The organism is Streptomyces sp. NPDC006872 (assembly GCF_040635845.1).
Taxonomy (GTDB): domain Bacteria; phylum Actinomycetota; class Actinomycetes; order Streptomycetales; family Streptomycetaceae; genus Streptomyces.
Map to the genome: position 1 here is coordinate 133,773 of NZ_JBEYIL010000015.1, position 24,019 is coordinate 157,791.

The 24,019-nt window shown below is 71.8% G+C and carries 24 protein-coding genes; 8 read left to right on the forward strand and 16 right to left on the reverse strand.

Translation table 11 applies throughout. The annotated features are described in order from the left end of the window. Positions 1-37 precede the first annotated feature (37 nt). The 5 genes from araD to ABZ725_RS36545 all read right to left on the reverse strand — a co-directional run bounded on the left by araD (position 38) and on the right by ABZ725_RS36545 (position 4,957). A complete protein-coding gene (gene araD / locus ABZ725_RS36525; protein ID WP_358806706.1) occupies positions 38-1,795 on the reverse strand; it encodes an L-arabinonate dehydratase in 1,758 nt (585 codons plus the stop codon). Next, on the reverse strand, positions 1,792-2,703 hold the full coding sequence (locus ABZ725_RS36530; RefSeq protein WP_358806707.1) for a dihydrodipicolinate synthase family protein: 912 nt from the start codon (positions 2,701-2,703) through the stop codon (positions 1,792-1,794). The genes araD and ABZ725_RS36530 overlap by 4 nt, the downstream gene beginning before the upstream one ends. Next, positions 2,700-3,374 carry a GntR family transcriptional regulator gene (locus ABZ725_RS36535; protein ID WP_351908469.1) on the reverse strand — a complete coding sequence of 225 codons (675 nt, stop codon included), beginning with the start codon at positions 3,372-3,374 and terminating at the stop codon, positions 2,700-2,702. The genes ABZ725_RS36530 and ABZ725_RS36535 overlap by 4 nt, the downstream gene beginning before the upstream one ends. 132 nt (positions 3,375-3,506) lie before the next feature. After that, positions 3,507-4,268 carry an MBL fold metallo-hydrolase gene (locus ABZ725_RS36540; protein ID WP_358806708.1) on the reverse strand — a complete coding sequence of 254 codons (762 nt, stop codon included), beginning with the start codon at positions 4,266-4,268 and terminating at the stop codon, positions 3,507-3,509. A 95-nt stretch (positions 4,269-4,363) separates the two neighbouring features. Then, the gene (locus ABZ725_RS36545) at positions 4,364-4,957 is read right to left on the reverse strand and encodes a TIGR03086 family metal-binding protein (protein ID WP_358806709.1); all 594 of its coding nucleotides are present in this window, start codon (positions 4,955-4,957) and stop codon (positions 4,364-4,366) included. A gap of 119 nt (positions 4,958-5,076) precedes the next feature. Between ABZ725_RS36545 and ABZ725_RS36550 the strand changes: the two genes are divergently transcribed. Continuing rightward, on the forward strand, positions 5,077-6,309 hold the full coding sequence (locus ABZ725_RS36550; protein WP_358806710.1) for an MFS transporter: 1,233 nt from the start codon (positions 5,077-5,079) through the stop codon (positions 6,307-6,309). Here the strand turns inward: ABZ725_RS36550 and ABZ725_RS36555 are convergent. Continuing rightward, positions 6,246-7,409 carry a hypothetical protein gene (locus ABZ725_RS36555; RefSeq protein WP_358806711.1) on the reverse strand — a complete coding sequence of 388 codons (1,164 nt, stop codon included), beginning with the start codon at positions 7,407-7,409 and terminating at the stop codon, positions 6,246-6,248. The genes ABZ725_RS36550 and ABZ725_RS36555 overlap by 64 nt on opposite strands. Continuing rightward, a complete protein-coding gene (locus ABZ725_RS36560) occupies positions 7,410-8,351 on the reverse strand; it encodes a 5-dehydro-4-deoxyglucarate dehydratase (RefSeq protein WP_358806712.1) in 942 nt (313 codons plus the stop codon). A 284-nt stretch (positions 8,352-8,635) separates the two neighbouring features. On the opposite strand from ABZ725_RS36560, the gene ABZ725_RS36565 reads away from it, so the two are divergent. The 3 genes from ABZ725_RS36565 to ABZ725_RS36575 all read left to right on the forward strand — a co-directional run bounded on the left by ABZ725_RS36565 (position 8,636) and on the right by ABZ725_RS36575 (position 11,855). Further along, positions 8,636-9,445, forward strand: coding sequence for an NAD(P)-dependent oxidoreductase (locus tag ABZ725_RS36565; RefSeq protein WP_358806713.1), 810 nt, complete (start codon positions 8,636-8,638; stop codon positions 9,443-9,445). Between the two features lie 265 nt (positions 9,446-9,710). Then, a complete protein-coding gene (locus tag ABZ725_RS36570; protein ID WP_358806714.1) occupies positions 9,711-10,481 on the forward strand; it encodes a DeoR/GlpR family DNA-binding transcription regulator in 771 nt (256 codons plus the stop codon). A 153-nt stretch (positions 10,482-10,634) separates the two neighbouring features. Next, complete coding sequence (locus ABZ725_RS36575; protein WP_358806810.1) at positions 10,635-11,855, forward strand: TerD family protein; 1,221 nt, start codon at positions 10,635-10,637, stop codon at positions 11,853-11,855. A gap of 104 nt (positions 11,856-11,959) precedes the next feature. On the opposite strand, the gene ABZ725_RS36580 is transcribed toward ABZ725_RS36575, so the two are convergent. The 7 genes from ABZ725_RS36580 to ABZ725_RS36610 form a co-directional block, all read right to left on the reverse strand. Then, positions 11,960-12,547, reverse strand: a complete 588-nt coding sequence (locus ABZ725_RS36580; RefSeq protein WP_358806715.1) for a helix-turn-helix domain-containing protein — start codon at positions 12,545-12,547, stop codon at positions 11,960-11,962. Positions 12,548-12,677: 130 nt separating this feature from the next. Further along, positions 12,678-13,556, reverse strand: a complete 879-nt coding sequence (locus ABZ725_RS36585; protein WP_358806716.1) for a carbohydrate ABC transporter permease — start codon at positions 13,554-13,556, stop codon at positions 12,678-12,680. Continuing rightward, positions 13,546-14,568, reverse strand: a complete 1,023-nt coding sequence (locus tag ABZ725_RS36590; RefSeq protein ID WP_358806717.1) for a sugar ABC transporter permease — start codon at positions 14,566-14,568, stop codon at positions 13,546-13,548. The genes ABZ725_RS36585 and ABZ725_RS36590 overlap by 11 nt, the downstream gene beginning before the upstream one ends. A 1-nt stretch (position 14,569) precedes the next feature. Further along, positions 14,570-15,877: an ABC transporter substrate-binding protein gene (locus ABZ725_RS36595; protein ID WP_358806718.1), complete on the reverse strand. Its 1,308-nt coding sequence runs from the start codon at positions 15,875-15,877 to the stop codon at positions 14,570-14,572. Between the two features lie 196 nt (positions 15,878-16,073). Continuing rightward, the gene (locus tag ABZ725_RS36600) at positions 16,074-17,117 is read right to left on the reverse strand and encodes a LacI family DNA-binding transcriptional regulator (protein WP_358806719.1); all 1,044 of its coding nucleotides are present in this window, start codon (positions 17,115-17,117) and stop codon (positions 16,074-16,076) included. 147 nt (positions 17,118-17,264) lie between these two features. Continuing rightward, positions 17,265-18,290, reverse strand: coding sequence for a 1-aminocyclopropane-1-carboxylate deaminase (locus ABZ725_RS36605; protein WP_351908494.1), 1,026 nt, complete (start codon positions 18,288-18,290; stop codon positions 17,265-17,267). A gap of 14 nt (positions 18,291-18,304) precedes the next feature. Next, complete coding sequence (locus ABZ725_RS36610) at positions 18,305-18,979, reverse strand: GntR family transcriptional regulator (protein WP_351908496.1); 675 nt, start codon at positions 18,977-18,979, stop codon at positions 18,305-18,307. A 161-nt stretch (positions 18,980-19,140) separates the two neighbouring features. Here ABZ725_RS36610 and ABZ725_RS36615 point away from each other — a divergent pair, with 161 nt between their 5' ends. Next, positions 19,141-19,776 carry a TetR/AcrR family transcriptional regulator gene (locus ABZ725_RS36615; RefSeq protein ID WP_358806720.1) on the forward strand — a complete coding sequence of 212 codons (636 nt, stop codon included), beginning with the start codon at positions 19,141-19,143 and terminating at the stop codon, positions 19,774-19,776. A gap of 147 nt (positions 19,777-19,923) precedes the next feature. Here ABZ725_RS36615 and ABZ725_RS36620 read toward each other — a convergent pair whose 3' ends face one another. Continuing rightward, positions 19,924-21,126 carry a YbfB/YjiJ family MFS transporter gene (locus ABZ725_RS36620; RefSeq protein WP_358806811.1) on the reverse strand — a complete coding sequence of 401 codons (1,203 nt, stop codon included), beginning with the start codon at positions 21,124-21,126 and terminating at the stop codon, positions 19,924-19,926. Between the two features lie 50 nt (positions 21,127-21,176). Continuing rightward, positions 21,177-21,485: a muconolactone Delta-isomerase family protein gene (locus ABZ725_RS36625; RefSeq protein WP_358806721.1), complete on the reverse strand. Its 309-nt coding sequence runs from the start codon at positions 21,483-21,485 to the stop codon at positions 21,177-21,179. Between the two features lie 213 nt (positions 21,486-21,698). Between ABZ725_RS36625 and ABZ725_RS36630 the strand changes: the two genes are divergently transcribed. From ABZ725_RS36630 to ABZ725_RS36640, 3 genes are all read left to right on the forward strand, one after another. Further along, a complete protein-coding gene (locus ABZ725_RS36630) occupies positions 21,699-22,634 on the forward strand; it encodes a LysR family transcriptional regulator (RefSeq protein ID WP_358806722.1) in 936 nt (311 codons plus the stop codon). 226 nt (positions 22,635-22,860) lie between these two features. Further along, entirely contained in the window at positions 22,861-23,574 is a 714-nt protein-coding gene (locus ABZ725_RS36635) for an SDR family oxidoreductase (RefSeq protein WP_358806723.1), read from the forward strand. 44 nt (positions 23,575-23,618) lie between these two features. After that, entirely contained in the window at positions 23,619-23,990 is a 372-nt protein-coding gene (locus ABZ725_RS36640; protein WP_358806724.1) for a nuclear transport factor 2 family protein, read from the forward strand. Positions 23,991-24,019: the final 29 nt, after the last annotated feature.

Genomic DNA, 24,019 nt, shown 5'->3' on the forward strand with positions numbered 1-24,019 from the left:
CTGTACAGGCGTGTGCGCTGCGATGCTTGCCGTGGCTTCAGCCCGCGTACGGGTCCGCGACCTTGCCCGGGCGGGCCAGGAACTCGAAGTCGCAGCCGGTGTCGGCCTGGGTGATCTGTTCGTTGTAGAGCGCGCCGTAGCCGCGCTCGTACCGGGTGGGCGGCGGCGTCCAGTCCGCCCGGCGTCGCGCCAACTCCTCGTCGTCCACGTTGAGTTGGAGCGAGCGGGCCTCGACGTCGAGGGTGATCGAGTCGCCGGTGCGCACCAGGGCGAGGGGTCCGCCGACGTACGACTCGGGCGCGATGTGCAGCACGCACGTGCCGTAACTCGTCCCGCTCATCCGGGCGTCGGAGATCCGCACCATGTCCCGGACGCCCTGCTTGAGCAGGTGGTCGGGGATGGGCAGCATGCCGTACTCGGGCATGCCCGGGCCGCCCTTGGGACCGGAGCCGCGCAGCACCAGCACGGTGTCGGCGGTGATGCCCAGCTCCGGGTCGTTGATGGTGCGTTGCATGGTCCGGTAGTCGTCGAAGACGACCGCGGGGCCGGTGTGCTTGAGCAGGTGCGGCTCGGCGGCGATGTGCTTGATGACGGCGCCGTCCGGGCAGAGGTTGCCGCGCAGGACGGCGACCCCGCCCTCGTCCGCCACCGGGTTGTCCCGGTGGCGGATGACGTCGTCGTTGTGGACCTGGGCGCCGGCGAGCTGTTCGCGCATCGTGTCGTACGAGACGGTCGGGCGGTCCAGGTGGAGCAGGTCCGGGATCCGGGAGAGGAAGCCGGGCAGGCCGCCCGCGAAGTGGAAGTCCTCCATGAGGTATGTCCGGCCGCCGGGGCGGACGTTGGCGAGGACGGGGACGGTCCGGGCGATGCGGTCGAAGTCGTCGAGGGTGAGCTTGACGCCGGCCCGGCCGGCCATGGCGATGAGGTGGATCACGGCGTTGGTGGAACCGCCGAGGCCCAGGACGGTCGTCACGGCGTCCTCGAAGGCGTCGCGGGTGAGGATCGACGAGAGAACACGGTTCCGGTGGACTTGTTCGACGATCCTCATGCCGGATTGCGCGGCCATCCGATCGTGCCCCGAGTCCACGGCCGGAATGCTCGACGCGCCCGGAACCGTCACGCCCAGCGCCTCCGCCGCGGCCGTCAGGGTGGACGCCGTGCCCATCGTCATGCAGTGGCCCGGTGAGCGGGCGAGGCCGTTCTCCAGCTCGGCCAGCTCGCAGTCGCCGATGAGACCGGCCCGCTTGTCGTCCCAGTACTTCCACATGTCGGTGCCGGAGCCGAGGACCTCGTTGCGCCAGTGGCCCGGCAGCATGGGCCCGGCCGGCACGAAGACCGTCGGCAGGTCGACGCTGGCGGCGCCCATGAGCAGTGCGGGAGTGGTCTTGTCGCAGCCGCCCATCAGGACGGCCCCGTCGACCGGGTAGGAGCGCAGGAGCTCCTCGGTCTCCATCGCGAGCAGGTTGCGGTAGAGCATCGGGGTCGGCTTCTGGAAGGTCTCGCTGAGCGTGGAGACCGGGAACTCCAGCGGGAACCCGCCTGCCTGCCATACGCCCCGCTTGACCGCCTGGGCGCGGTCACGGAGGTGCACATGACAGGGGTTGATGTCCGACCAGGTGTTGAGGATCGCGATGACCGGCTTGCCGAGGTGTTCCTCGGGCAGATAGCCGAGCTGGCGGGTGCGGGCCCGGTGGCTGAAGGAGCGCAGGCCCTCGGCGCCGTACCACTGGTGACTTCTGAGGTCCTCGGGACGCCGTTGAGGAAGATCGCCGGGAAGATCGTCGAAGCGCTTCATATGGACCATCCGGCTGCTATGGCGGCGACCTCGGCCCGCTCGCCCTCGGGCAGCATCCGGCTCGGCGGGCGGACCTCCCGGCGACACAGGCCAAGGGAGGCAAGGGCTTCCTTGACGACGGTGACGTTGTTCGCGGAGCCGCCCGCCGCCCTTAGCTCCTCGAAGCGCCTGATCTGTTCCCACACTTTCATCGCAGCCGGATAATCCCCTGATCGAAGCGCTTCGATCATGTTCAGCGAAACAGCCGGGGCGACGTTCACGAGCCCCGAGGTGAATCCGGTGGCGCCCGCGGAGAAGTAGGAGGGGGCGTACGGCTCGGCGAGACCGGCGACCCAGACGAAGCGCTCCAGACCGGCGTCGCGCGCGAAGGCGGCGAACCGGGAGGCGTCCGGGACGGCGTACTTGACGCCGATGACGTTGGGACAGTCGTCGGCGAGTTCGGCGAGGCGTTCGCCGAGCAGTTGCGCGTTGCGGATGTACGGGACGACCCCCAGCTCGGGCACCGCCCGCGCGATCTCCCGGTGGTAGTCGACCCAGCCGCTCTGCGAGACGTAGGGGTGGACGGGCTGGTGGACCATCACCATCTGCGCGCCCAGGTCACGGGCGTGCCGGGCGGAGGCGACGGCGGTCGGCACATCGTGGCCGACGCCGACGAGGATCGTCGAACGCTCCCCCGCCTCATCGATCGTCAGTTCCGTGACGAGCCGCCGCTCGTCGGGGGTGAGGGCGTAGAACTCGCCGGTGTTGCCGTTCGGGGTGAGGGTGGTGATCCCGCCGTCGAGCAGTCGGCGCAGCAGGGCCCGGTGGGCTTCGCCGTCGACGGAGCCGTCCTCGGCGAACGGGGTCACCGGGATCGCCACCACGTCGGCCAGGGCCGCCCGCTGGGTCTCGAACGCCACGCTGCTCATTCCTGACCTTCCTGTTCAGGTAGCTGTGCCTCTCGGTCGATCTCGGGGAACGCCCGGTGCACGAAGGACGCGATGTGGGCGTGCAGGGCGCGGCCCGCGCCGTCCGCGTCGCCGGCCAGGGCGAGCCGCAGGATCTCGCGGTGCTCGCCGGCCTCCCGTTCCCAGGAGGGCGAGGCGGCCCAGGCGACGGCGGAGACCAGGGCGGCCTGGTCGCGGACCTCGTCGAGCATCCGGCCGAGCAGCGGGTTGCCGCACGGCAGATACAGGGCGCGGTGGAACTCCCGGTTGGCCAGGGACCGTTCGGCGGTGTCGGTCGCCTCGTCGGCCCTGGTCAGCGCGGAACGCGCGGCGTCCAGGGAGGCGCCTCGGCGCACGGCCCGCTTGAGCGCCTCGGGTTCGAGGAGCAGGCGTACGTCGTAGACCTCGCGCGCCATGTCCGCGTCCACCATGCGCACCGTGACGCCCTTGTACTGGCTCATGACGACCAGTCCGGTGCCGGCCAGGGTCTTGAGCGCCTCGCGCACCGGGGTCTTGGAGACCCCGAACTGCGCGGCGAGCTCGGTCTCGACCAGGGCCTGACCGGGCGTCAGCCGCCCGGTGAGGATGCGGCGTTTGATCTCCTCCAGCACGTATTGCGTGCGGGACGGGATCGGCGTGGGCACAGAGGTCATGCGCGCCTCTCGGATCTCACGGATCTCGGGATCGGATCTCGCATATCGCGTCTCATATATGACGTACGAAGTACGACGGGTTGAAGGTAGGAGCAGCCCTGTGTTTCGTCAATGCTTCTGACAAAGGAAGCTTCAGAACGGGATGGTCTCGCCCTCGCGTGCCGTGCGGGTGGGCCCTCCGAAGGCGGTGGCGGCCCGGGCGGTCGCGTCCTTGCGGTTCAGCGTGGGTCCGACGTGGGTGATGTACAGCTCGCGCACCCCCGCCTTGCGGGCGGCCTCGCCGGCGTCCTCCGGCGTGAGATGAACCTGCGGCTCGCGTTCGCCTTCGCGATGCCGGTCGATGTCCGCCTCGCACAGGAACAGCTCGGCCCCGGAGGCGAGTTCGGTGAGCGCGTCGCACGGCCCGGTGTCTCCGGAGTACGCGAGGACACTGCCCTGGCACTCGACCCGCAGCCCGTACGCCTCGGTGTCGTGCGCCATCCGGCGCGAGCTGAGGCGCAGGTTCCAGTGCCGTACGGTGTGCCCGTCGAACAGGGCCCTGAAGTCGAGGTACTCGCTCAGGAACCGTACGTCCGGCCGGCCGAAGAAGCCCGCCATGCGCCGGGCGCAGTCGAGCGGCGCGTACACCGGGATCGGGGCCGGCGGGGCCATCCCGCCGTAGGCGAACGCGTAGGCGGCGGCCAGGAGATCGGCGCTGTGGTCGACGTGGAGGTGGGAGATCCAGATCGCCGTAAGCCGGTCAGGGTCCGTATGCCGCTGCAACTCCGCGAACGATCCCGGCCCCGCGTCCACCCACACCTCGGCTCCCGCGCCGCGCAGCAGATAGCCGGAGCAGGGGCGGCCGGGCCCCGGGTGCGGAGAGGCGGTGCCGAGAACGGTGAGGCTGAGGGGCATGCTCGGGAGCGTACGTTTCGACCCCACCGCACGCGCCCCGTTTACGCGTACGCGCCCTGTTTACGTCCGTCTGTGGCGGCCGCAGGGTGCGTCGGTCAGCGCGTCCATCCCGGGGCACGGCCACTCAGGCCGACCGTACGGTCGAGCAGGGGGGCGTCTCCCGGAACCTCGACGACGGGGCCGAAGATGCCGTCTCCGCGGTCGTTCTCGGCCGCCGCGGCGGCGAGGAAGTCGTGCGCCGCCGACAGCGCCGCCGGGTCGGGCCGGTACTCCTGGCCCGTGGCCCGCGCCAGGTCCCAGCCGTGGATCACCAGTTCGTCGACGGCGACGGCGGCCGCGATCGCGCCGGGCAGGTCCACACCGCCCGCGCGGGTCATGCCGCTCCAGGCCGTCGGGTCGCGCCAGGCCTCGGCGAGGTCGTCGAGCGCCTCGGCGAGTTCCTCGCGCCAGCCGGGGCCGATGTCCGGCAGGGCGGTCGCCGGCGGGGTGTCGGTGGTGGGGCCGAGGTCCTTGCGGGCTGCGTCACGGAAGGCGACGGCGAGGCCGGTCAGATGTCCGAGCAGGTGCCGGACCGCGTAGTCCGGGCAGGGCGTCCCGTCCGCGAGCCGCTCGTCGCGCACCGCCTGCGCGAGGAGCGCCACGATCCGGGTCTGGGGTCCGAGGTCGAGGGTGATCGTCGTGTAGGTCATACAGGGTGGACCGGCGGCGGCCCGCGAACTCATCGGTGCGGCGCCGCGAACTCCCGGCCGCGCTTCTAGGGCATCTGCCCGATGCCCGGGTGACCGCCTTAGAACCACGATGACCAGGCATGACGAAGAACTGGTCCGTGGTGCGCGTGCTGCGGGACCGCGACGCGGGGCTCTATCTGGCCGCGTCGGTGGTCTCCGGGTTCGGCACCTCGGCGCTGTGGCTGGTGTCCGGGGTGTGGGTCAAGGACCTCACCGGCTCGAACGGGCTTGCGGCGCTGTGCGTGCTGGCGCTGTGGCTCCCCACCCTGTTCGGCCCGCTGCTGGGCACCCTCCCCGATCGCACTCCCCGAAAGCCCCTGCTGGTCGCGCTCAACCTGGGCCCGGCGGCCCTGCTGCTCACCGTCCTCGCCGTGGACTCCCCCGGCCGGCTGTGGCTGCTGTTCACGGTGCTGGTGCTGTACGGCGCCGCCTCGGTGGTGGCCGACGCGGCCGAGTCCGCGCTCGTCGCCGGCGCCGTCGCACCGGAGCTGCTCGGCGACTTCAACGGGCTGCGCACGACGGCCGTGGAGGGCATGAAGCTGGTGGCCCCGCTGGCGGGCGCGGGCGTCTACGCGACCTACGGCGGCCCGAGCGTGGCGCTGCTGGACGCGGCGAGTTTCGTGTGCGCGGCGGGGCTGTACGCGTGCGTGCGGGTCCGCGAGGAGCGCCCGGAGCCCGCGACGGGCAGTTGGCGGGCGCGGACGGCCGAGGGCGTCCGCTTCCTCCGGGGGCACCCGGCGCTGCGTCCGCTGGCCGTGGCGGGCGGTACGACCATGCTGTTCGCGGGGGTCAACGGCGCGTTGGTCTACGCCGTCGTGGAGGGCCTCGGCCGCTCCCCCGCGTTCACGGGCGTGCTGTACGCCGTCCAGGGCGCCGGTTCGGTCGTGGTCGGGCTGCTCTCGGGGCCCGCGCTGCGGTGGCTGGGCGAGCGCCGGTTCGCGGCGTGCGGGATCGCCCTGACGGCCGTCGCGGTGGCCGTGCGGGCCGTCCCGTCGGAACCGGTGGTCCTGGTGTGCGCCGCCGCTATCGGGGCCGGGCTGCCCTGTGTGCTGATCGCCGCGCTGACCGCCGTCCAGCGGGAGACTCCGGACGCGCTGCTGGGCCGGGTCGCCGCCACGGCCGGCACCCTGCTGTACGCGCCGAACGTCTTCGGTCTCGCGGCGGGCGCCGCGCTCGTCGAACTGGTGCCGTACCAGCCGCTGTTGGTGCTGTTGGGCGTGACGCGGCTGGTGACGGTCCTGCCGCTGTTTCAGCGCGCCGCGAGCGCCTCGCGCACGGCGGCCAGGTCTCCGTCCGACGCCAACCCGGCGTGATACAGCCGGATCTGCGTCGCCCCGAGCTCCTTCGCCCGGGCCGCGTCGGCCGTGAGGGTCCCCGGGCTGCCGCCCATGCCGGAGACGACGCCGAGGTTGGCGGCGATGACCGCGCCCTCGCGGCGCTGCTCGGCGAAGGGCGTGAGCAGGCCGGGCCCGCCCGCGCAGGGCACCACCACACCGTCCGCGACGGACAGGATGTGCGCGGGGTCGACGCCCGGGTTGGCGCCCACGTGGTAGCTCACGGGGTCGGCGTGCAGCAGGACCTGGAAGCCGGCGGGCGCGGCGGCCCGGACGGCGGCGACGGCCGTCTCCTGGAGGGTGCGGGCGGTTTCGTCGCGCCACGCGCGCGTGGCCGCCGCCGTCTCCTCCCCGAGGAGCTTCTCGACGGCTGCCCAGCCTCCGTCGTCCGGCGCCCCCCGCCACAGCGGCTCCAGCGCCTCGCGGACGGCGGCGGCGAGCGCGTCGGCGTCCAGGCCCCGGGCGCCGTAGCCGGAGCGGCAGTCGGGGCAGAAGCAGAGCGCCATCAGGTACTGGCCGGTGTCCCCGAGGCCGACGCCGCCGGTCTTGTCGTGGGCGTGCAGATGCTGGAGGCCGTACCAGCCGAGGGACTCCAGTTCGGTGCCGCCCGCGCCGGGGCGCACGGCGGCCTCGGCGGCGAGGTCGACGAGGTACGCGCGCGTGGCGGGCTGGGCGATGCAGGGGGCCCACGGGTAGCGGTCGCCGTAGGCGTTGACGACCGAGGTGTCCGGATGGTCGGCGCCCAGGCGGGAGTTGTGCGCGAGGACCACCCAGGTGTGCACCTCCAGGCCCGCGTCCGCGAGCGCCTCGGCGGCCTCTGCGAAGGCGTCGCCGGGGGCCCAGTCGCCGGCCGGGTACGGGCGCAGGGCGCGGCCCTCCCAGCGGTCGTCCGGCGGGTACAGCACGGCCGCGTGCTCGGCGGTGACGATGCGGTGGCGCGGGTGGCGGGGGGTGAGGGCGCGGGTGGAGTGGTAGGCGGCGGCGAGGGTCACCTGTTCCACTCCGAGCGCGGCGGTCCGGGCCGGGGCCTCGGGATCGCCGATGACGTCCCAGGGGTAGACGAATGTCGACGCCTTCACCTACTTGTCCTCCTCCAGCAGCGCGCAGCCGCGTTCCAGCATCCGGGCGAGTTGTTTGACGTGATCCTCGCTCGGTTCGTGCAGCGGCGGGCGGACTTCGCCGACGTCGAGACCGCGCAGCCGGACACCGGCCTTGACGAGGGAGACGGCGTAACCGCGGCCCTGGGCGCGCAGTTCGACGAACGGCCGGTAGAACCCGTCGAGCAGGCGGCGGGCGGTGCTCTCGTCGCCGGTGGTGAGCGCCCGGTGGAAGGCGAGGGCTATGTCGGGGGCGAAGCAGAACACGGCCGAGGAGTAGAGGGTGACGCCGAGGGCCCGGTAGGCGAGCTGGGTGAGCTCGGCGGTCGGCAGGCCGTTGAAGTAGAGGAAGTCGCCGGGGACCTCGGTGCGCACGGCGCTGATGATCCGCTGCATGAGGTCGAGGTCGCCGAGGCCGTCCTTGAGGCCGATGATCCCCTCGGTGCGGGCGAGTTCGACGACGGTCTCGGGGGTGAAGACGGCGTTGTCGCGCTGGTAGACGATCGCGGGCAGCGCCGTCGCGGCCGCCACCGCCCGGTAGTGCTTCAGCAGACCCTCCTGGGCGGCCACGACGAGGTAGGGCGGCAGGACGAGCAGGCCGTCCGCCCCGGCCCGCTCCGCGAGCCTCGCGTAGCGCACGGCGAGCGCGGTCCCGTAGCCGGCGCCCGCGACGACCGGCACCCGCCCGGCGGTCTCCTGCACGGCCGCTCGTACGCAGGCCTCGAACTCCTCCGGTGCGAGCGCATGGAACTCCCCGGTGCCGCAGGCCGCGAAGACGGCGGCGGCGCCCGCCTCCACCCCGTGGCGGACGTGCGTGCGGTAGACGTCCAGGTCGAGGGAGCCGTCGGGGCCGTAGGCGGTGACGGGGAAGAAGAGCGGTCCGCTGGGGACGCGGAGGCGGGCGGCGAGCGGGGCTGACGTCACAGGCTCTCCCGGGTCCATACGCTCATGATTCCCGAGAATCACAAGCATCACGAGCAGTCCATATTCTTGAGCAGCGTCCATATTCCTGAACAAGCTCACGCTAAGGTGCCCGATCGAGCCCGGTCAAGCGCGCCAACCCCCGAGACACCAGCAGTTTTGGCACCCCTGCAGGACACTTGACGAGCACCGCCGCCGCTCCTTAGCGTGTCCATGAATGTGAACCTCGGCCATGCATGTGCCCGCTGGCGGGGGTGCCCGCTCAAGTGATCCAAGGAGACCCGAGGATGCCCGCACCGCGCACCGTCCTGCTCACCGGCGCCGCCGGCGGCCTCGGCACCCTGATGCGGGACCTGCTGCCGGCCTACGGCTACGAGCTGCGCCTGCTCGACCTGCGCCCGATCGACGGCGAGCCGGCGGCGATCGTCGCGGACCTGGCCGACAGGGAGGCGGTCCGGGAGGCCGTGCGGGGCGTCGACGCGATCATCCATCTCGCGGGCATCTCGCTGGAAGCCCCGTTCGAGAAGATCCTCAAGGCCAACATCGAGGGCACCTACCACCTGTACGAGGCGGCCCGCGAGGAGGGCGTCGGCCGTGTCGTCTTCGCCTCCTCCAACCACGCGGTCGGCTTCACGCCCCGCCCCGACGGCGACGACCCGCTGATCCCGATCGACGCCCCGCACCGCCCGGACACCTTCTACGGCCTGTCCAAGTCCTTCGGCGAGGATCTCGCCCAGCTCTACTGGGACAAGCACGGCCTGGAGAGCGTCTCGGTGCGCATCGGCTCCTGCTTCGCCGAGCCGACCAGCGTGCGCATGCTGTCGGTGTGGATGAGCCCGGCCGACGGCGCCCGCCTCTTCCACGCGGCCCTGACCGCCGAGAACGTCGGCCACACGGTGGTGTACGGCTCCTCCGCCAACACCCGGCTGTGGTGGGACCTGAGCACCGCGCGGGCGCTCGGCTACGAGCCGCAGGACGACTCCGAGCCGTACGCCGAGAAGCTGATCGCCGAACAGGGCGAGCTGGACCCGGAGAACATCGCCCACGCCTACCTGGGCGGCCACTTCGTCAGCGATCCGCCGATCTGGCCGTACTGACCGGAGAACGGACCTCGCGAACGGCGGGCGGGCACCGAACGGGCCCGCCCGCCGCCGTGTCCGGGGCACCCGCCCTGCCCGATCCCACCCGCCGCACGGCCGCCCCGCAGGTCCGAGCCGGGCAGGCCGCAGCGCGAACGGGCCCACCCGGGCCGTATCGGGCCCGCAACAGGCCTGGTCAGTGCCGCGCACCCGCTGTAGAACTTCCCCCATGGGCCCGCACCGGGCCCGAACGGGCGAGACAGCGGGAGAGCGAGGTGAGGGCATGACCCCGAGAACGGCGGAGGAGCGCCAGCGCGAGATCGTGCGCACCGCACGGGCCGCCGGCTCGGTCGACGTCGCCGCGCTCGCCGCCGAACTGGGCGTGGCCAGGGAGACCGTACGACGGGATCTGCGCGCCCTGGAGGACCACGGCCTCGTCCGCCGTACGCACGGCGGCGCCTATCCCGTGGAGAGCGCCGGCTTCGAGACGACGCTCGCCTTCCGCGCCACCAGCCACGTCCCCGAGAAACGCCGGATCGCCGCCGCGGCGGCCGGGCTGCTCGGGGACGCCGAGACGGTCTTCGTCGACGAGGGCTTCACCCCGCAGCTCATCGCCGAGGCGCTGCCCGGGGACCGGCCGCTGACCGTGGTCACCGCGTCCCTGCCGGTCGCGGGCGCGCTCGCCGAGACCGGCAACATGTCCGTGCTGCTGCTCGGCGGCCGCGTGCGCTCGGGCACCCTGGCCACCGTCGACCACTGGACGACGAAGATGCTGGCCGGATTCGTCGTCGACCTCGCCTACATCGGTGCCAACGGCATCTCCCGCGAACACGGTCTGACCACCCCGGATCCCGCTGTCGGCGAGGTCAAGGCGCAGGCCGTGCGGGCGGCCCGGCGCACGGTCTTCGTGGGCGTGCACGCCAAGTTCGGGGCGGTCAGCTTCTGCCGGTTCGCCGAGGTGGGCGCGCTGGAGGCGATCGTGACCAGCACGCTGCTTCCGACGGCCGAGGCACACCGGTACTCACTGCTGGGACCTCAGGTCATCCGGGTCTAGGCGAGCACGCCCAGCGAAACGAGTTCGACGAGCAGACCCACGCACCCACAGAACGCCTCCGCGTGCTGGAGCGGGTGGCCGAGGCCGGACCCGATTGGCCGCCGGGTAAGGGAACGGCAAAGTGGGCCCGATCGTTCACGAGGCATGACAGCTATGACCCCCGGCTCGAACATCCCACTCCCCGTCGCCCGAGTGACGGTGGACGTCGCCGCACCGGTGCGGCTCGACGTTTCGGGCCTGCTGCTCACCGGCGACGGCAAGGTGCGCTCCGACGACGACTTCATCTTCTACAACCAGCCCGCCGGCCCGGGCGTCACGTACCGCTCGGGCGGCGGCACCGCGCCCGACGCGATCACGGTCGACACCACCGCCCTCCCCCCGGGCATCGAGAAGATCGTCGTCACCGCGAGCCCGGACGCCGCGGGGCAGACCTTCCAGGGCGTCGAACCGACGGCGACGATCCGCGGCGCGGACGACAACAGCGTCCTGGCCACCTTCACGCCCCCGCAGCTCGGCAACGAGACGGCGCTGGTCGTCGTGGAGATCTATCTCCGCAACGGCGCCTGGAAGGCCCGCGCGGTCGGCCAGGGATACGCCAACGGCCTGGCCGGCATCGCGACCGACTTCGGCGTCACGGTGGAGGAGCCGACGCCGGCCGTCCAGACCCAGCCGGTCGCCCCGCCGCCGCCCGTGCAGGCGCCGGTCGCTCCGCCTGCCCCGGGCTGGGACCCGCGCACCGCCACGCCTCCGCCGCCCGCCGCTCCCCCGGCCGCGCCCGCCGCTCCCCCGGCCACCGGAAAGATCAACCTGGACAAGGGCCGGGTCAGCCTGCAGAAGAACCAGACCGTGTCCCTCGTCAAGGGCGGCCGCCCGCTGCTCTCGCAGGTCAAGATGGGTCTCGGCTGGGAGCCCGCGTTCCGCGGCAAGGACATCGACCTGGACGCCTCGGTGATCGCCTACGGCCCCCAGCGCAACCACATCGACAGCTGCTACTTCGGCAAGCTCTCCATCGTCAACGGCGCGATCAAGCACTCCGGCGACAACCTCACCGGCGAGGGCGGGGGCGACGACGAGGTGATCGTCGTCGACCTCGGCCGCCTCCCGCAGGAGGTGAGCGGTCTGGTCTTCACGGTGAACTCGTTCTCCGGCCAGAAGTTCACCGAGGTCGCCAAGGCCTACTGCCGGCTGCTGGACGCCGCGACCGGCGAGGAGCTCGTCCGCTTCGACCTCACCGGCGCCGAGCCGCAGACGGGCGTGCTGATGGCCAAGATGATCAGGCAGTTCTCCGGCGAGTGGGAGATGACGGCCATGGGCGACTTCGTGAAGGCGCGCACGGTCCGCAACATGGTGAAGCCGGGGGCGCAGGCGCTGTAGTCGGCCGCACCCGCAGTCACGCAGGCCGACGGGCGCCCGCCACCACCGGGGCGCCCGCCACCGTCACCAAGTGGGCCGCAGCCGTCACGAGTGGGCCGCCGCCGTCACCGCGTGGACCGCAGCCCCTGTGCCAGCAGCCCCTCCGTCAGCAGCGACACATACCGGCGGATGGCGCCGCCGTCCCCGTTCGCCAGCTCCGACGCCGTCGCCACCCCGTGCGCGAGCCGCAGCACGTCGATCGGCTCGACGTCCGCCCGCAGGGTCCCCTCCCGCTGCGCCGCCCCGACCAGCCGGGCCGCCGCCGCGTTCATGTTCGTGCCACAGGCGGTGACCGCGGCCGCGCTGCCGTCCGTGACGGCCGAGCCCAGCAGGGACTTCATGCCACGGACCTGGATCGTGCCGACGCACAGCTCGTTGAGCCACGCCACCAGCGCCTCGCCCGGCGGGAGCTGCGCGCCCAGTTCGTCGGCCCGTGCGGCGAGCGCCTCGACGCGGTCGAGGTAGGCCGCCTCCAGCAGCGCCTGCCGCGTCGGGAAATGCCGGTACAGCGTGCCGGAGCCGACGCCCGCCCGCTTGGCGATGTCGTCGAGGGAGGCGCCCTCCCCATGCTCGGCGAAGGCCTCGGCCGCCACCTTCAGCAAGCGCTCGTAGTTGCGGCGAGCGTCCGCGCGCATGGGTCTTCCTTGCGTCATCCAGCTGACTCCTTGCGAACCGGGGACTCTCTCGGGCGACCGGGTCCTGTCGCGCTGTCCGCATGGTCCACCAGATCACGCAGTGACACCAGACGGGCAGCAGCCCGGGGCCGCCCGTCCGGTGCCGGGTTCACATCTTCGTCGCCCCCGCCGCGAGGTCCCGCAGGAAGTGGCGCGCGCCGATCAGGAAGACGATGATCAGCGGGATCACGCTCATCAACGCCCCGGCCATCACCAGGGAGTAGTCGGTGTTGTAGAGGACGTTGAGGTTGGCCAGGGCGACCTGGAGGGTGACCTTCTCCGGGTCGATCATGACGACCAGCGGCCAGATGTAGTCGTTCCAGATGCCGATGAACGTGAAGATGCCGAGGAACGCCAGGGCCGGCCGGAACAGCGGCAGCGCGATCTGCCAGTACAGCCGGAAGAACCCGGCGCCGTCGATCCGTCCGGCGTCCAGCAGTTCGTCGGGCAGCGAGTTCTGCGCGTACTGGCGCATCCAGAAGATGCCGAAGGCGTTGGCCGCACCAGGGACGATCAGCGCCTTCAGCGAGCCGGCCCAGCCGAACTCGGCCATGGTGACGAACTGCGGCACCAGCGACAGCTGCGCGGGAATCATGTACGTGATCAGCAGCATGCCGAAGAGGAACTTCTTCGCCGGGAACTCGTACTTGGCGAACGCGAACGCGGCCAGCGAGTCGAAGAACAGCACCAGCACGGTCCCGAACACGGCGACCACGATCGTGTTGAACAGCGAACCGAAGAAGTCCACCGTGTCGAGCACCCGCCGCATGTTGTCCAGCAGATGTGGGCCGGGCACCAGCTTGGGCGGATAGCGGTAGATGTCCTGGGTGGTGCCGGAGGCCATCACCACCAGCCAGTAGAAGGGGAAGAGCGAGATCAGCACACCGAGCAGCAGCGCCACCCGGACGCAGATCCGGGTGAACCTGCTGCCGGCGCCGATGGCGAGCCCGGCGTTGCCGGTCGCCCGGTCATGGGAGTCAGCGGCCACTGCGGGCCCCCTTCCTGCGCAGCAGCTTGGGACGGTCGTCGCGGTCGGAGCCGGAGACCAGCCGCCAGTTGACGACGGTGAACACCGCGATGATCGCGAAGAGGAGCCAGCCCATCGCGGCGCCGTAGCCGAACTGGTGGTCCCTGAACGCCTTCTGCCACAGATAGAGCACGATCGTCATGCCCTCCTGGCCGGGTCCGCCCGTGGTGCCGACGTCGCCGGACTGGAAGAGCACCTGGGACTCGGTGAAGATCTGCAGGCCGTTGATGGTGGAGGTGACGGCGGCGAAGAGGATCACCGGCCGCAGCTGCGGCACCACGACCCGGAACAGGGTCTGCCAGCTGTTCGCGCCGTCCACGCGGGCGGCCTCGAAGTGCTCGGTGGGGATGGCCTGGAGACCCGCCAGGAAGATCAGGGCGTTGTAGCCGACCCACCGCCAGATGATCATGATGGACAGGGCCGACTTGATCCCCCACTCGGAGGACAGCCAGCCGACGCCGTCCAGGCCGACCGCCCGCAGCGCCGAGTTGGCCAGGCCGCCCTGGGCGAAGACCGAGCCGAACACGATGGTCATGGCGACCATCGAGGTGACGTTGGGGACGAAGTACGCCACCCGGTACGCGCCGGTGAAGCGGACCTGCGAGTGCAGCAGGAACGCGAGCACCAGCGCCAGGAACAGCATCGGCACGGTGGACAGGAACCAGATCTCGAAGGTGTTGAGCACCGAGTGCCAGAACACCGAGTCCTCGATCAGCCAGCCGTACTGCTTGAGGCCGACGAAGCGCATGTCGCCGATGCCGTCCCAGTCCTGGAAGGACAGGTACAGGGAGAAGACCACCGGGAACGCGCCGAAGACGGCGAACAGCGCGTAGAACGGGGAGATGGCGAGGAGCGGCGGGACGACTCGTCTGCGCCCGCCCGGCACACCGGAGCGGACACCGCCACGACTACGGCGTCCAGGGCGCCGCTCGTCGGCCGGCGGCGCGCCCGCCGGATCGAGAATCGTGGCCATGTCAGCTCACCCCCAGCCGGGACAGCGTGGTCTCGGCGGTGTTCACGGCGTCCCGCCAGGCCCGGTCGGCGTTCTTGCCGAGCGTCTCCACATTGGTCAGCTCCTGGAAGAACGGGGTGTTGGCGGTCTCCTCGTAGGGGCTGAAGTAGACGACCGGGGCCTTCTGGGCGGCGGGGCCGAAGACGTCGATGGGCCGCTGACCGCCGAAGAAGGGGTCGGCCCGGTGCATCGCGGGGTCGGCGTAGGCGGCCGGAGTGGTGGGGAACAGGGATATCTCCTGGTAGCTCTTGAGCTGGTTCTCCGGGCCGAGCAGCCACTTCAGGAAGGCGAAGGCGCCCTCCGGGTCACGGCAGTAGCGGGTCAGGGTGAGGTACGAGCCGCCGTAGTTGGCCGGGCCGTCCGGCATGGTCGTCAGCCGCCAGGCGCCCGACGTCTTCGGCGCGGTGTCCTTCAGTCCGTTGATCGCCCACACCGCGGTGGTCATGGTGGCGATCCGGCTGCCGCTCATGGCCGCGTTGTAGTCGGGCGTGCCGTCCCTGATCCGGGCGCTGAGGCCCTGGCGGAGGATCTCCAGGGACAGGTCCCAGGCACGTCTGACGTGCGCCTGGTCGCCGATGAAGCGGTTGTCGGCGTCCACGAACTGCTTGGTGCTCTGGAGCAGGATCTGCTGGAAGACGTTGCCGACGTTGCTCACCAGGTACGGCTTGCCGGGCGCCTTCGCCCGGAGCGTCAGTCCGGTCTCGAGGTACTTCTCCCAGGTGGAGGCGGCCTCGGCGACCTCCTGCGGCTCATCGGGCAGTCCGGCCTTCGCGAAGAGGTCCTTGCGGTAGTAGAGCGCGGTGGGACCGGCGTCCAGGGGGAAGCCGATCATCCGGCCCGACGGGGTGAAGCAGCTCTTCCACTTCCAGTCCAGGTACTGGTCGCGGACGCTCTCGGCGCCGACCGTCCGCAGGTCCAGGAACTCGTTCTCGTCGGGGAAGAACGTGGCGAGGTTGTCGGAGTTCGCGACCGTCAGGTCCGGCACATAGGCGCGGGCGGCCAGACTGGTGCGCACCTTCGAGTCGATGTCGCCGTCGGGGATCTGCGCGCCTCTCACCCGCACCCCCGGCACGCCGGGCACGGCGCGCGCGGCGGTGGAGAGCAGGGTCTCGCTCAGCGCGCCCTTCCAGTACCACAGGCTCAGGTGATCCGTGCCGGCCGAGGCCGAGCCGCTGCCGGCCCCGCATCCCGACAGGCCCAGGAGGGCGCCGCCGACGCCGCCGAGGGAGGCCCCCAGCAGACGACGGCGGGACAGCGTTCGGTGTTCCATCACGCACTCGCTTCACGAGAAGGGGAAAACGCGAGGACAACGATGTCGGCGGATGGTTCCGGGCTCTGGCCGACACCGTCAGACGGGCCGTGAACGTTCACGTGAACGTTGCCGTCGAGTATTGGGGCGGCCGAAAACCACTGTCAAGACACGTACATCGGCAATGTGTTGACACCGTGTCAGTGCGGGTGGCCGGTCAGGCGGAGGCCCGCACCACCAGCTCGGGGATCACCCAGGCGTCCGCGCCGCTCAGCGGTTCCTGGCCCGCGCGCAGCCGGGCCACCTGCTCGACGGCCAGCCGTCCCAGCCGGCGTTTGTCCAGGTGCAGGGTGGTCAGGGCGGGCTCCACCAGCTCGCCCAGCGACAGCCCGTCGAAGCCCATGACGGCGAGGTCGTCGGGGATCCGCCGGCCGCGACGGCGGGCGGCGCGCATCGCGCCGACGGCGATCAGGTCGTTGAAGCCGAAGACCGCGGTGATCTCGGGCCGGGCGTCCAGGAGGCGCTCCATGCCCGCCTCGCCGCCTGCCACGCTGTGCTCCGGAGACAGCACGATCCAGCTGTCGTCGACGGACAGGCCGTGCCGCCCGACCTCCGCCAGGAACGCCTCCCGCCGGGCACCCGGCACGGTGAGCCGGTCGCCGTCCACCATGCCGATCCTGCGGTGGCCCGCGCGCACCAGATGGGCGATCCCCTGCTCCAGACCGGCCGCGGCGTCGATGCCCACGGCCGCGAACCGGGTCTGCTGCGGGCCGCGTTCGAGCAGCACGAGCGGCACCCCGCCGAGGTGCCGGGCGAGGACCTCGTCCTCGTTCTTGAAGTAGCCCACGACCGCGTCCGCCTGGTGGGACAGCACGTCGAGCGCCTCACGCTCCCTGGCGTAGTCGATGCGGGAGTCCCACACCACGACCTGCCAGCCGCGCTGCTCGGCGGCCTCCAGCACCCCGGCGGCCACCTCGGGGAAAAACGGGTTCATCAGGTCCGGGATCACCAGCCCGGCCGTCACCGCCCCCTTGCGGACCAGCCCCCGGGCGAACCGGCTCGGGCGGTAGTTCAGCAGCCGCGCCGCCTCCAGCACGCGTTCCTTGGTGGCCGGGTCGATCTCGCCCTTGTCGTTGACGGCCCGGGAGACCGTCTGGCGCGAGACTCCGGCCAACTGTGCGACGTCATGGATGGTGGCCCGGCGGCTGGGACCGCCGGACTCGTCGACACGCGGCTCCCGCGGCTGATCGTCGGCCCACACGCTGTGCACTGTATCCGGCCATCACGTGAATGCTCCCCTGTCGTCCGGCGGGGGCGCCTCGCGGGCGACGGCCGGAGTCCCGGGTCGGAACACGCACTGCAGCCGGAGTCCCGGGCCAGAACAGCGCGCTGCAGCCGCAGTCCCGGGTCAGAACAGCGCGCTGTAGCCGTTGAGCGCGGGCTGGCCGCCGAGGTGGGCGTAGAGCACGGTGGAGTCCGCGGCGATCTCGCCGCCGGCGACCAGGTCGATCATCCCGGCCATCGACTTCCCCTCGTACACCGGGTCGGTGACCATTCCCTCGGTGCGTGCCGCGAGCCGCATCGCGGCCAGGGTCGTCTCGTCCGGGACGCCGTAGACGCCCGCGTGCCAGCGCTCGTCCAGCTCGACGTCCTCGACGGTCAACTCGCTGCGCACGCCGATCAGTCGACCGGTGCGGTGGGCGATGCGGGCGACCTGCTCGCGGGTCTCGGCGGGCTTGGCCGAGGCGTCGATGCCGATCACCCGGCGGGCCCGGCCGCCCGCCTCCTGCAACGCGGCGAACCCGGCGACCATCCCGGCCTGTGTCGAGCCGGTCACCGAGCACACGATCACGGTGTCGAAGAAGACGCCCGACTCGCGTTCCTGTTCGGCGACTTCGTACGCCCACCCGGCGAACCCGAGCCCGCCGAGCGGGTGGTCGGAGGCACCGGCCGGGATGGCGTACGGCTTTCCGCCCGCCTCCTCGACGTCCCTGAGCGCCTGCTCCCAGCTCTCCTTGAAGCCGATTCCGAACCCGGCCCGGACGAGCCGTACGTCCGCTCCGGCGAGCCGGCTGATCAGGATGTTGCCGACCTTGTCGTACACGGAGTCGGGCCAGTCCACCCAACTCTCCTGCACCAGCACGCACTTCAGCCCGGCCCGGGCGGCGACGGCCGCGACCTGACGGGTGTGGTTGGACTGCACCCCGCCGATCGACACGAGCGTGTCGCACCCCTGCGCGAGCGCGTCGGCGACCAGGTACTCCAGTTTGCGGGTCTTGTTCCCGCCGTACGCGATCCCGGAGTTGCAGTCCTCCCGCTTGGCCCAGAGGGCGGCTCCGCCGAGGTGGGCGGTGAGCCGTTCCAGCGGGTGGACCGGCGAGGGGCCGAAGAGGAGGGGGTAACGCTCGTACGAGGAGAGGGACTTGGGGGACATGGAGCCTCCTTGGCTCAGTCGGTGTCGGCCGGATCGGCCGGGTCGGCCATATCGGCCAAGTGGGCCAAGTCGGCGAGGGTCCGCCAGATCTCCGCCGTGACCCGGACCGCCTCGTCCACGTCACCGTCGGCGCAGGCCTCGATCAGGCGTCCGTGCAGTCCGGCCGAACGGCAGGTGCCGCCCTCGCCGAAGCGCCGGCGCTCCAGCCGCCGGATGAGCGGGGTGTAGCGGGCTACGGTGGCGGCGGCCGCGCGGTTGCCGGCGGCCCGGACGAGGATGTCGTGGAGTTCGTCGTCGGCGCGCAGGGCGGCGTCGACGTCACCGGCGCCGACCGCGGCCGTGAAGCGCTCGTTGGCCGCGCGCATGCCTTCGACGTCCGCCGCGAACAGCCGGGGCACCGCGACCCGGGTGACCAGCTCGTGCATCGCGCCGACGACGGCCGCCGCGTCCCGTACGTCGGCCGCGACGACCGGGGTGACCCGCGTGTAGCTCTGCGGCTTGCTCTCCAGCAGCCCCTCGTCGACCAGCCGCGCGAACGCCTCCCGCACGGGCGCCCGGGACAGTCCCAGCCGCTCCGCGAGATCGGCGTCGCGGACCACCGTGCCGGGGGCGATGTCCCCGGCCACGATGGCGTCCCGGATCGAGGCGTAGGCGCGGTCCCTGAGGAGGGTGCGGGGTACGGCTTCCATGAACTGAAATGTTAGATATCAGTCTGCCGGGCGGCAAGGGCCCGGCTCGCGAAGAGTCCGGCCGGCGAGGAGTCCGGCTCGCGAGGCGTCCGGCTCGCGCCGTGCAGGACAGGTCCGGTAGCCGCCCGGTCCAGTAGACGACCGGTCGTACACTCGATGTCATGGGACGGACCAGCGATGCCCGGGAGAAGATCCTCAGCGCCGCGCAGACGCTGATCGAGCTGCGCGGCTACTCGGCGCTGGGGGTGGCCGAGATCTGCAAGACCGCCGGGGTGCCCAAGGGCAGCTTCTACTACTTCTTCGAGTCCAAGGAAGCGCTCGCGCTGGCCGTCGTCGACGAGCACTGGGCGGAGCAGCGGCGGGCGTGGACGGCCGTGCTGACCGGTGCCGCGGAACCGCTGCAGCGGCTGCGGCGGCTGTTCGAGGAGACGGAGGCCGGGCAGCGTGCCGGGCAGCGGGGCTGCGGAACCGTGGCGGGGTGCCTGTTCGGGAACCTCACGCTGGAGCTGAGCAACCAGACGGAGGCCGTCCGCGTCCGGCTCCAGGAGATCTTCGAGGCGCAGGTCGAAATGGTCGAGGCGGTCGTCGCCGAGGCGCTCGGGCGCGGTGAGATCAGTGTCGCCGACACCGGAGCGGCCGCACGGGCGGTCGTCGCCCAGCTGGAGGGCCAGGTCATGTTCGCCAAGCTCTACAACGACACCGACCGGCTCGGCCCCCTCTGGGAGAACTGCCTGGCCCTGCTGGGCGCGGCACGCGAACCACGGGTGAGCCCGGCCGGGACCGGGGCCGGGGCCTGACGGCCAGTCCGGCTGACGATGGACAGCGGACGGCTGACGACCGACAGCTGACGGCTGACGGCTGACGGCTGACGGCTGACGGCTGACGGCTGACGGCTGACGGCTGACGGCTGACGGGAGGCCGGTCGCCGTCCGAAGGCGGTTTCGTCAGGCGTCGCCTTGGTTCGTGGCCGGTTGCCGGGGCGTGGGCCGTCGTCGTGTGCGGGTGGCGGCTGTGGGGTGCCGAAGGCCGACGCGCAGCGCCGCCGCGGCCACCGCGGACGTGAGGACCACCACGGCGGCCAGGAGCAGTGCCGGGCGGTAGCCGTCGCGCAGCAGTGGGGTGACGGCCAGTGGGCCGAGGATCTGGCCGACGGAGTAGCCGACGGTCAGCAGCCCGACCGAGCGGTGGACCTGAAGCCGGGCGCCCGTGGCCAGGGCCAGCGTGCTGATCCCGATGAAGGTCGCGCCGAACAGCACGGCGGAAAGCAGGGCCGCCGCGACACCGCTCACCAGGGCGGGCAGGGCGATGCCCAACGCCTGCACGACCAGCGCGGCGAGCAGCAGGTCGTGCAGGGGCCGGCGGCGTCCGAGCCTGGTCCACAGCGCCGAGGACGGCACGGCCGCCAGGCCGACCAGCACCCAGGCGCCGCTGCCGACCCAGCCGGGCGAGGTCTGTGCGACCGCGGCGACCAGGAAGGTGCCGGCGACTATGTACCCGGTGCCTTCCAGGGTGTAGGAGGCGAGCAGGACGGCGAACCAGCGACGCCGGTGCCTGGTCGCGGTCGGACGCCCGACCCCCTCCCCGACCGATACCGCCGATACCGGCGGTATCACCGGTACCGCCGACGCCGTCGATGCCGTCGCCGCGGGGAGTTCGAGGCGCAGTCGCCATGCCGCACCGGCGAGGAGGGCGGTGAGTGCGGCCGAGGCCCACCAGACCGCCCGCCAGTCGGCGACGGGACTCAGGCCCAGGACGAGCAGGCCGGACGCCGCGATACCGGCGCCGACCCCGCCGAAGGCCCAGCCGGGCAGGTGCGCCGGATGCCCGCGCAGGAGGCCCAGTACGGAGGTCACCGCGATGACGAACACCAGGGCGCTGGCCACCCCGGCGACCAGCCGCAGCCCCAGCCACACCGTCGTGCCGTGGGTGACCGGCATCGCGGCCAGACTTCCGGTCAGCGCGACCAGGGACGTGCGCAGGGCGGCCGGTGAGCGGACCAGTCCGGGGATCAGGGTGCCGGCGAGCGCTCCGCCGAGATAGCCCACGTAGTTGGCGGTCGCCAGGTGCGCACCGGCGCTCGCGGACAGTCCCGCCTGCGTCTGCATCAGCGGCAGGGCCGGCGTGTAGACGAAGCGGCCGACTCCCATGCCTGCGGCCAGCGCGGCCGCCGTCCGGGCGACATGACCCCAGGGAGCCTTCACGGCCTGCCGTCGGCACCGTCCCGGCCGGGGTCGTTGGGGTGGGACTCGAGCGCGGTGACGATGAGGGTCATCCACGGGCGCAGCGGCAGCGTGCCGAGCACCTTCTCGTGGAGTTCCGCCTCGTCGGCGGCGCGCCAGACGCCGATGCTGCGCAGTTCGCCGACCGGCCGCCACAGTCGGGCCAGGTGACCGGTGGCGGCCAGTTCGCGAGCCCGGACGGCTTCGGCGGCGCGCCGTTCGTCGACCTCGTTCTGGCCGGTGCCCTCGGGGACGGTGGTGGTGATCTCGACCAGGAACTCTCTCATGGTCCTGCTCCGCTCGGTCATGTCAGTTCAGTTCAGGTCAGTTCAGGCCAGGCCAGGCCAGTACAGGTCAGGTTCTCGGCGGATCGGATCGCGGCGGCCGGATGCCGTCGCGCTTCGCGATCCCATCGTCCGCCCGGCACCGCGCCGGCTGCCACGACCGCCGTACTCCCTGCTGGTAGGAACAGCCTCCTACCGGCCCGCCTCGGACGTAGCATGGCGGGCGTGGAGCTGCGCCAACTGCGGTACTTCGTCGCCGTCGCCGAGGAGCTGAACTTCGGGCGGGCCGCCGAGCGGCTCCTGATCGCCGGTCCGTCCCTGTCCCAGCAGATCAAGGCGCTCGAGCGCGATCTCGGCGTGCGCCTCTTCGACCGCGACCGCCGTTCGGTGTCGCTCACCCCGGCCGGCTCCGCCCTGCTCCCGCACACCCGCGCCCTGCTGGAACGGGCCGACGACCTCCAGGTCCGGGCACGCCGGCTGTCGGGCTCGCAGCCGGTGCGCCTCGGGTACGTCAACTGGCTTCCGGCGGACCTGACCCGACGCACCTCCGCGGCGGCCCAGGTCCACGTCGACGCATGGGTCGCGCCCTCGCACACCCAGGCCGCCCGGGTCGCGGACGGCAGCCTCGACCTCGCCGTGTGCTGGGTGCGCAACGAGGATCTGAAGCGGCACGGGCTGCGGGCCCGGCTCATCGGCGCCGACCGGCTCTACGCCGTCGCCACGGGCGCCGACACCACGGACGTGCCGGCCCGGGACACCGACGTCCTCCTCGACGACGACGTCATCTCCTGGGCGTCCTGGAACGTCTACGCCGAGGAGTTGGCGGAGGCCGGCGGGGCCCGTGAGGTGCGCATCTCCGACGGGGCGGTGACCGGTCCCGCCTTCTTCGACCATGTCCGCCGCTGCCGTCGTCCGATCGTCAACTGCCCCAAGGGGCAGACCGCTTCGCTGCCGTCCGACCTGGTCCGCCGGGAGATCGTCGCGCCGAAGGTGTACTGGACCTGGTCCCTGGTCCGGCGCGAGACGGAGGAGCGTGCGGAGGTCCTCGCCGTCGTCGACGCCCTGTGTGAGGGCGTCGACGCCGACGCCCTCGGGATCCACGCCCCGGACGCCTGGCTGCCCGCCGACGACCCGTACGCACTCCCCCGCTGACCCGTACCGACCTGCGCTGACCTGCGCTGACCTGCGCTGACCTGCATTGGGAGCCTGCTCCTCCCAGGCGGGAGGAAACAGGTCCCGACCAGGGCCCTCCTGACCTTTGACGTCGACCGACGAGCGACTTACGTTCTAAATAGTCGACCGGTCGGCTAGTAGCAGGCGAGTACCGGTCCAGTCGTCCCATCTCATCGCATCGCATCGCATTCAGGAGAAGATCACCATGAGCGTTCAGCACCAGAAGGTCGCCGTCGTCACCGGCGCGTCGCAGGGCATCGGCGCCGGACTGGTCGACGCCTACCGCAAGCTCGGTTACGCCGTCGTCGCCACCTCGCGCACCATCGCGCCCTCCGACGACGCCGACCTCGTCACCGTCCAGGGCGACATCGCCGACCCCGCCACCGCCGAACGCGTCATCGCGGCCGGCGTGGAGCGGTTCGGCCGGATCGACACGCTGGTCAACAACGCGGGCGTGTTCGTCGCCAAGCCCTTCACCGACTACACCGCGGACGACTACGCCACGGTGACCGGCGTGAACCTCGACGGGTTCTTCCACATCACCCGACTGGCCGTCGAGCGGATGCTGGAGCAGGGCGGCGGGCACATCGTCAGCATCACCACCAGCCTCGTCGACAGCGCCGACTCCAGGGTGCCCTCCGTGCTGGCCTCGCTGACGAAGGGCGGTCTGCAGTCCGCGACCAAGTCCCTCGCCATCGAGTACGCCGCTCGTGGCATCCGCGCCAACGCCGTATCGCCGGGCACCATCAAGACGCCGATGCACGCCGAGGAGACGCACGACTTCCTGGCCGCGCTGCACCCCGTCGGCCGGATGGGCGAGCAGAGCGACATCGTCGACGCGGTCGTCTACCTGGAGAACGCCCCGTTCGTCACCGGCGAGATCCTCCACGTCGACGGCGGCATGAGCGCCGGCCACTGACCGACCCGAACGCCCGCACCGAACGACCCGACCGGGAGAACCCCATGACCAGCACAGCAGACGACGAGACGGTCCTCCGCGGCGTCCTCGACCGGTGGAAGACGGCCGTCGACCGGCACGAGTCCGAGCAGGTCGCCGCCCTGTTCACCGAGGACGCGATCTTCCAGGGCCTGCACCCCTACAGCGTGGGGCGGCCGGGAGTCGAGGACTACTACGCCTCCCAGCCGCTCGGCATGACGGCCGACTACCGGATCCTGGAGACGAGACGCCTCGCCGACGGGCTCGTCCTCGGCTACCAGAGCGTGGACTTCGCCTTCACCGACCGGCCCACGCTCTCCGTCCACCTCGCGGTCGTGGTGAAGCGGGTGGCGGCGGACTGGTACATCAGCCACTACCAGGTATCCCGCCTCGGCTGACCGCGAGGCCGGTCGCAGGGCCGACCACA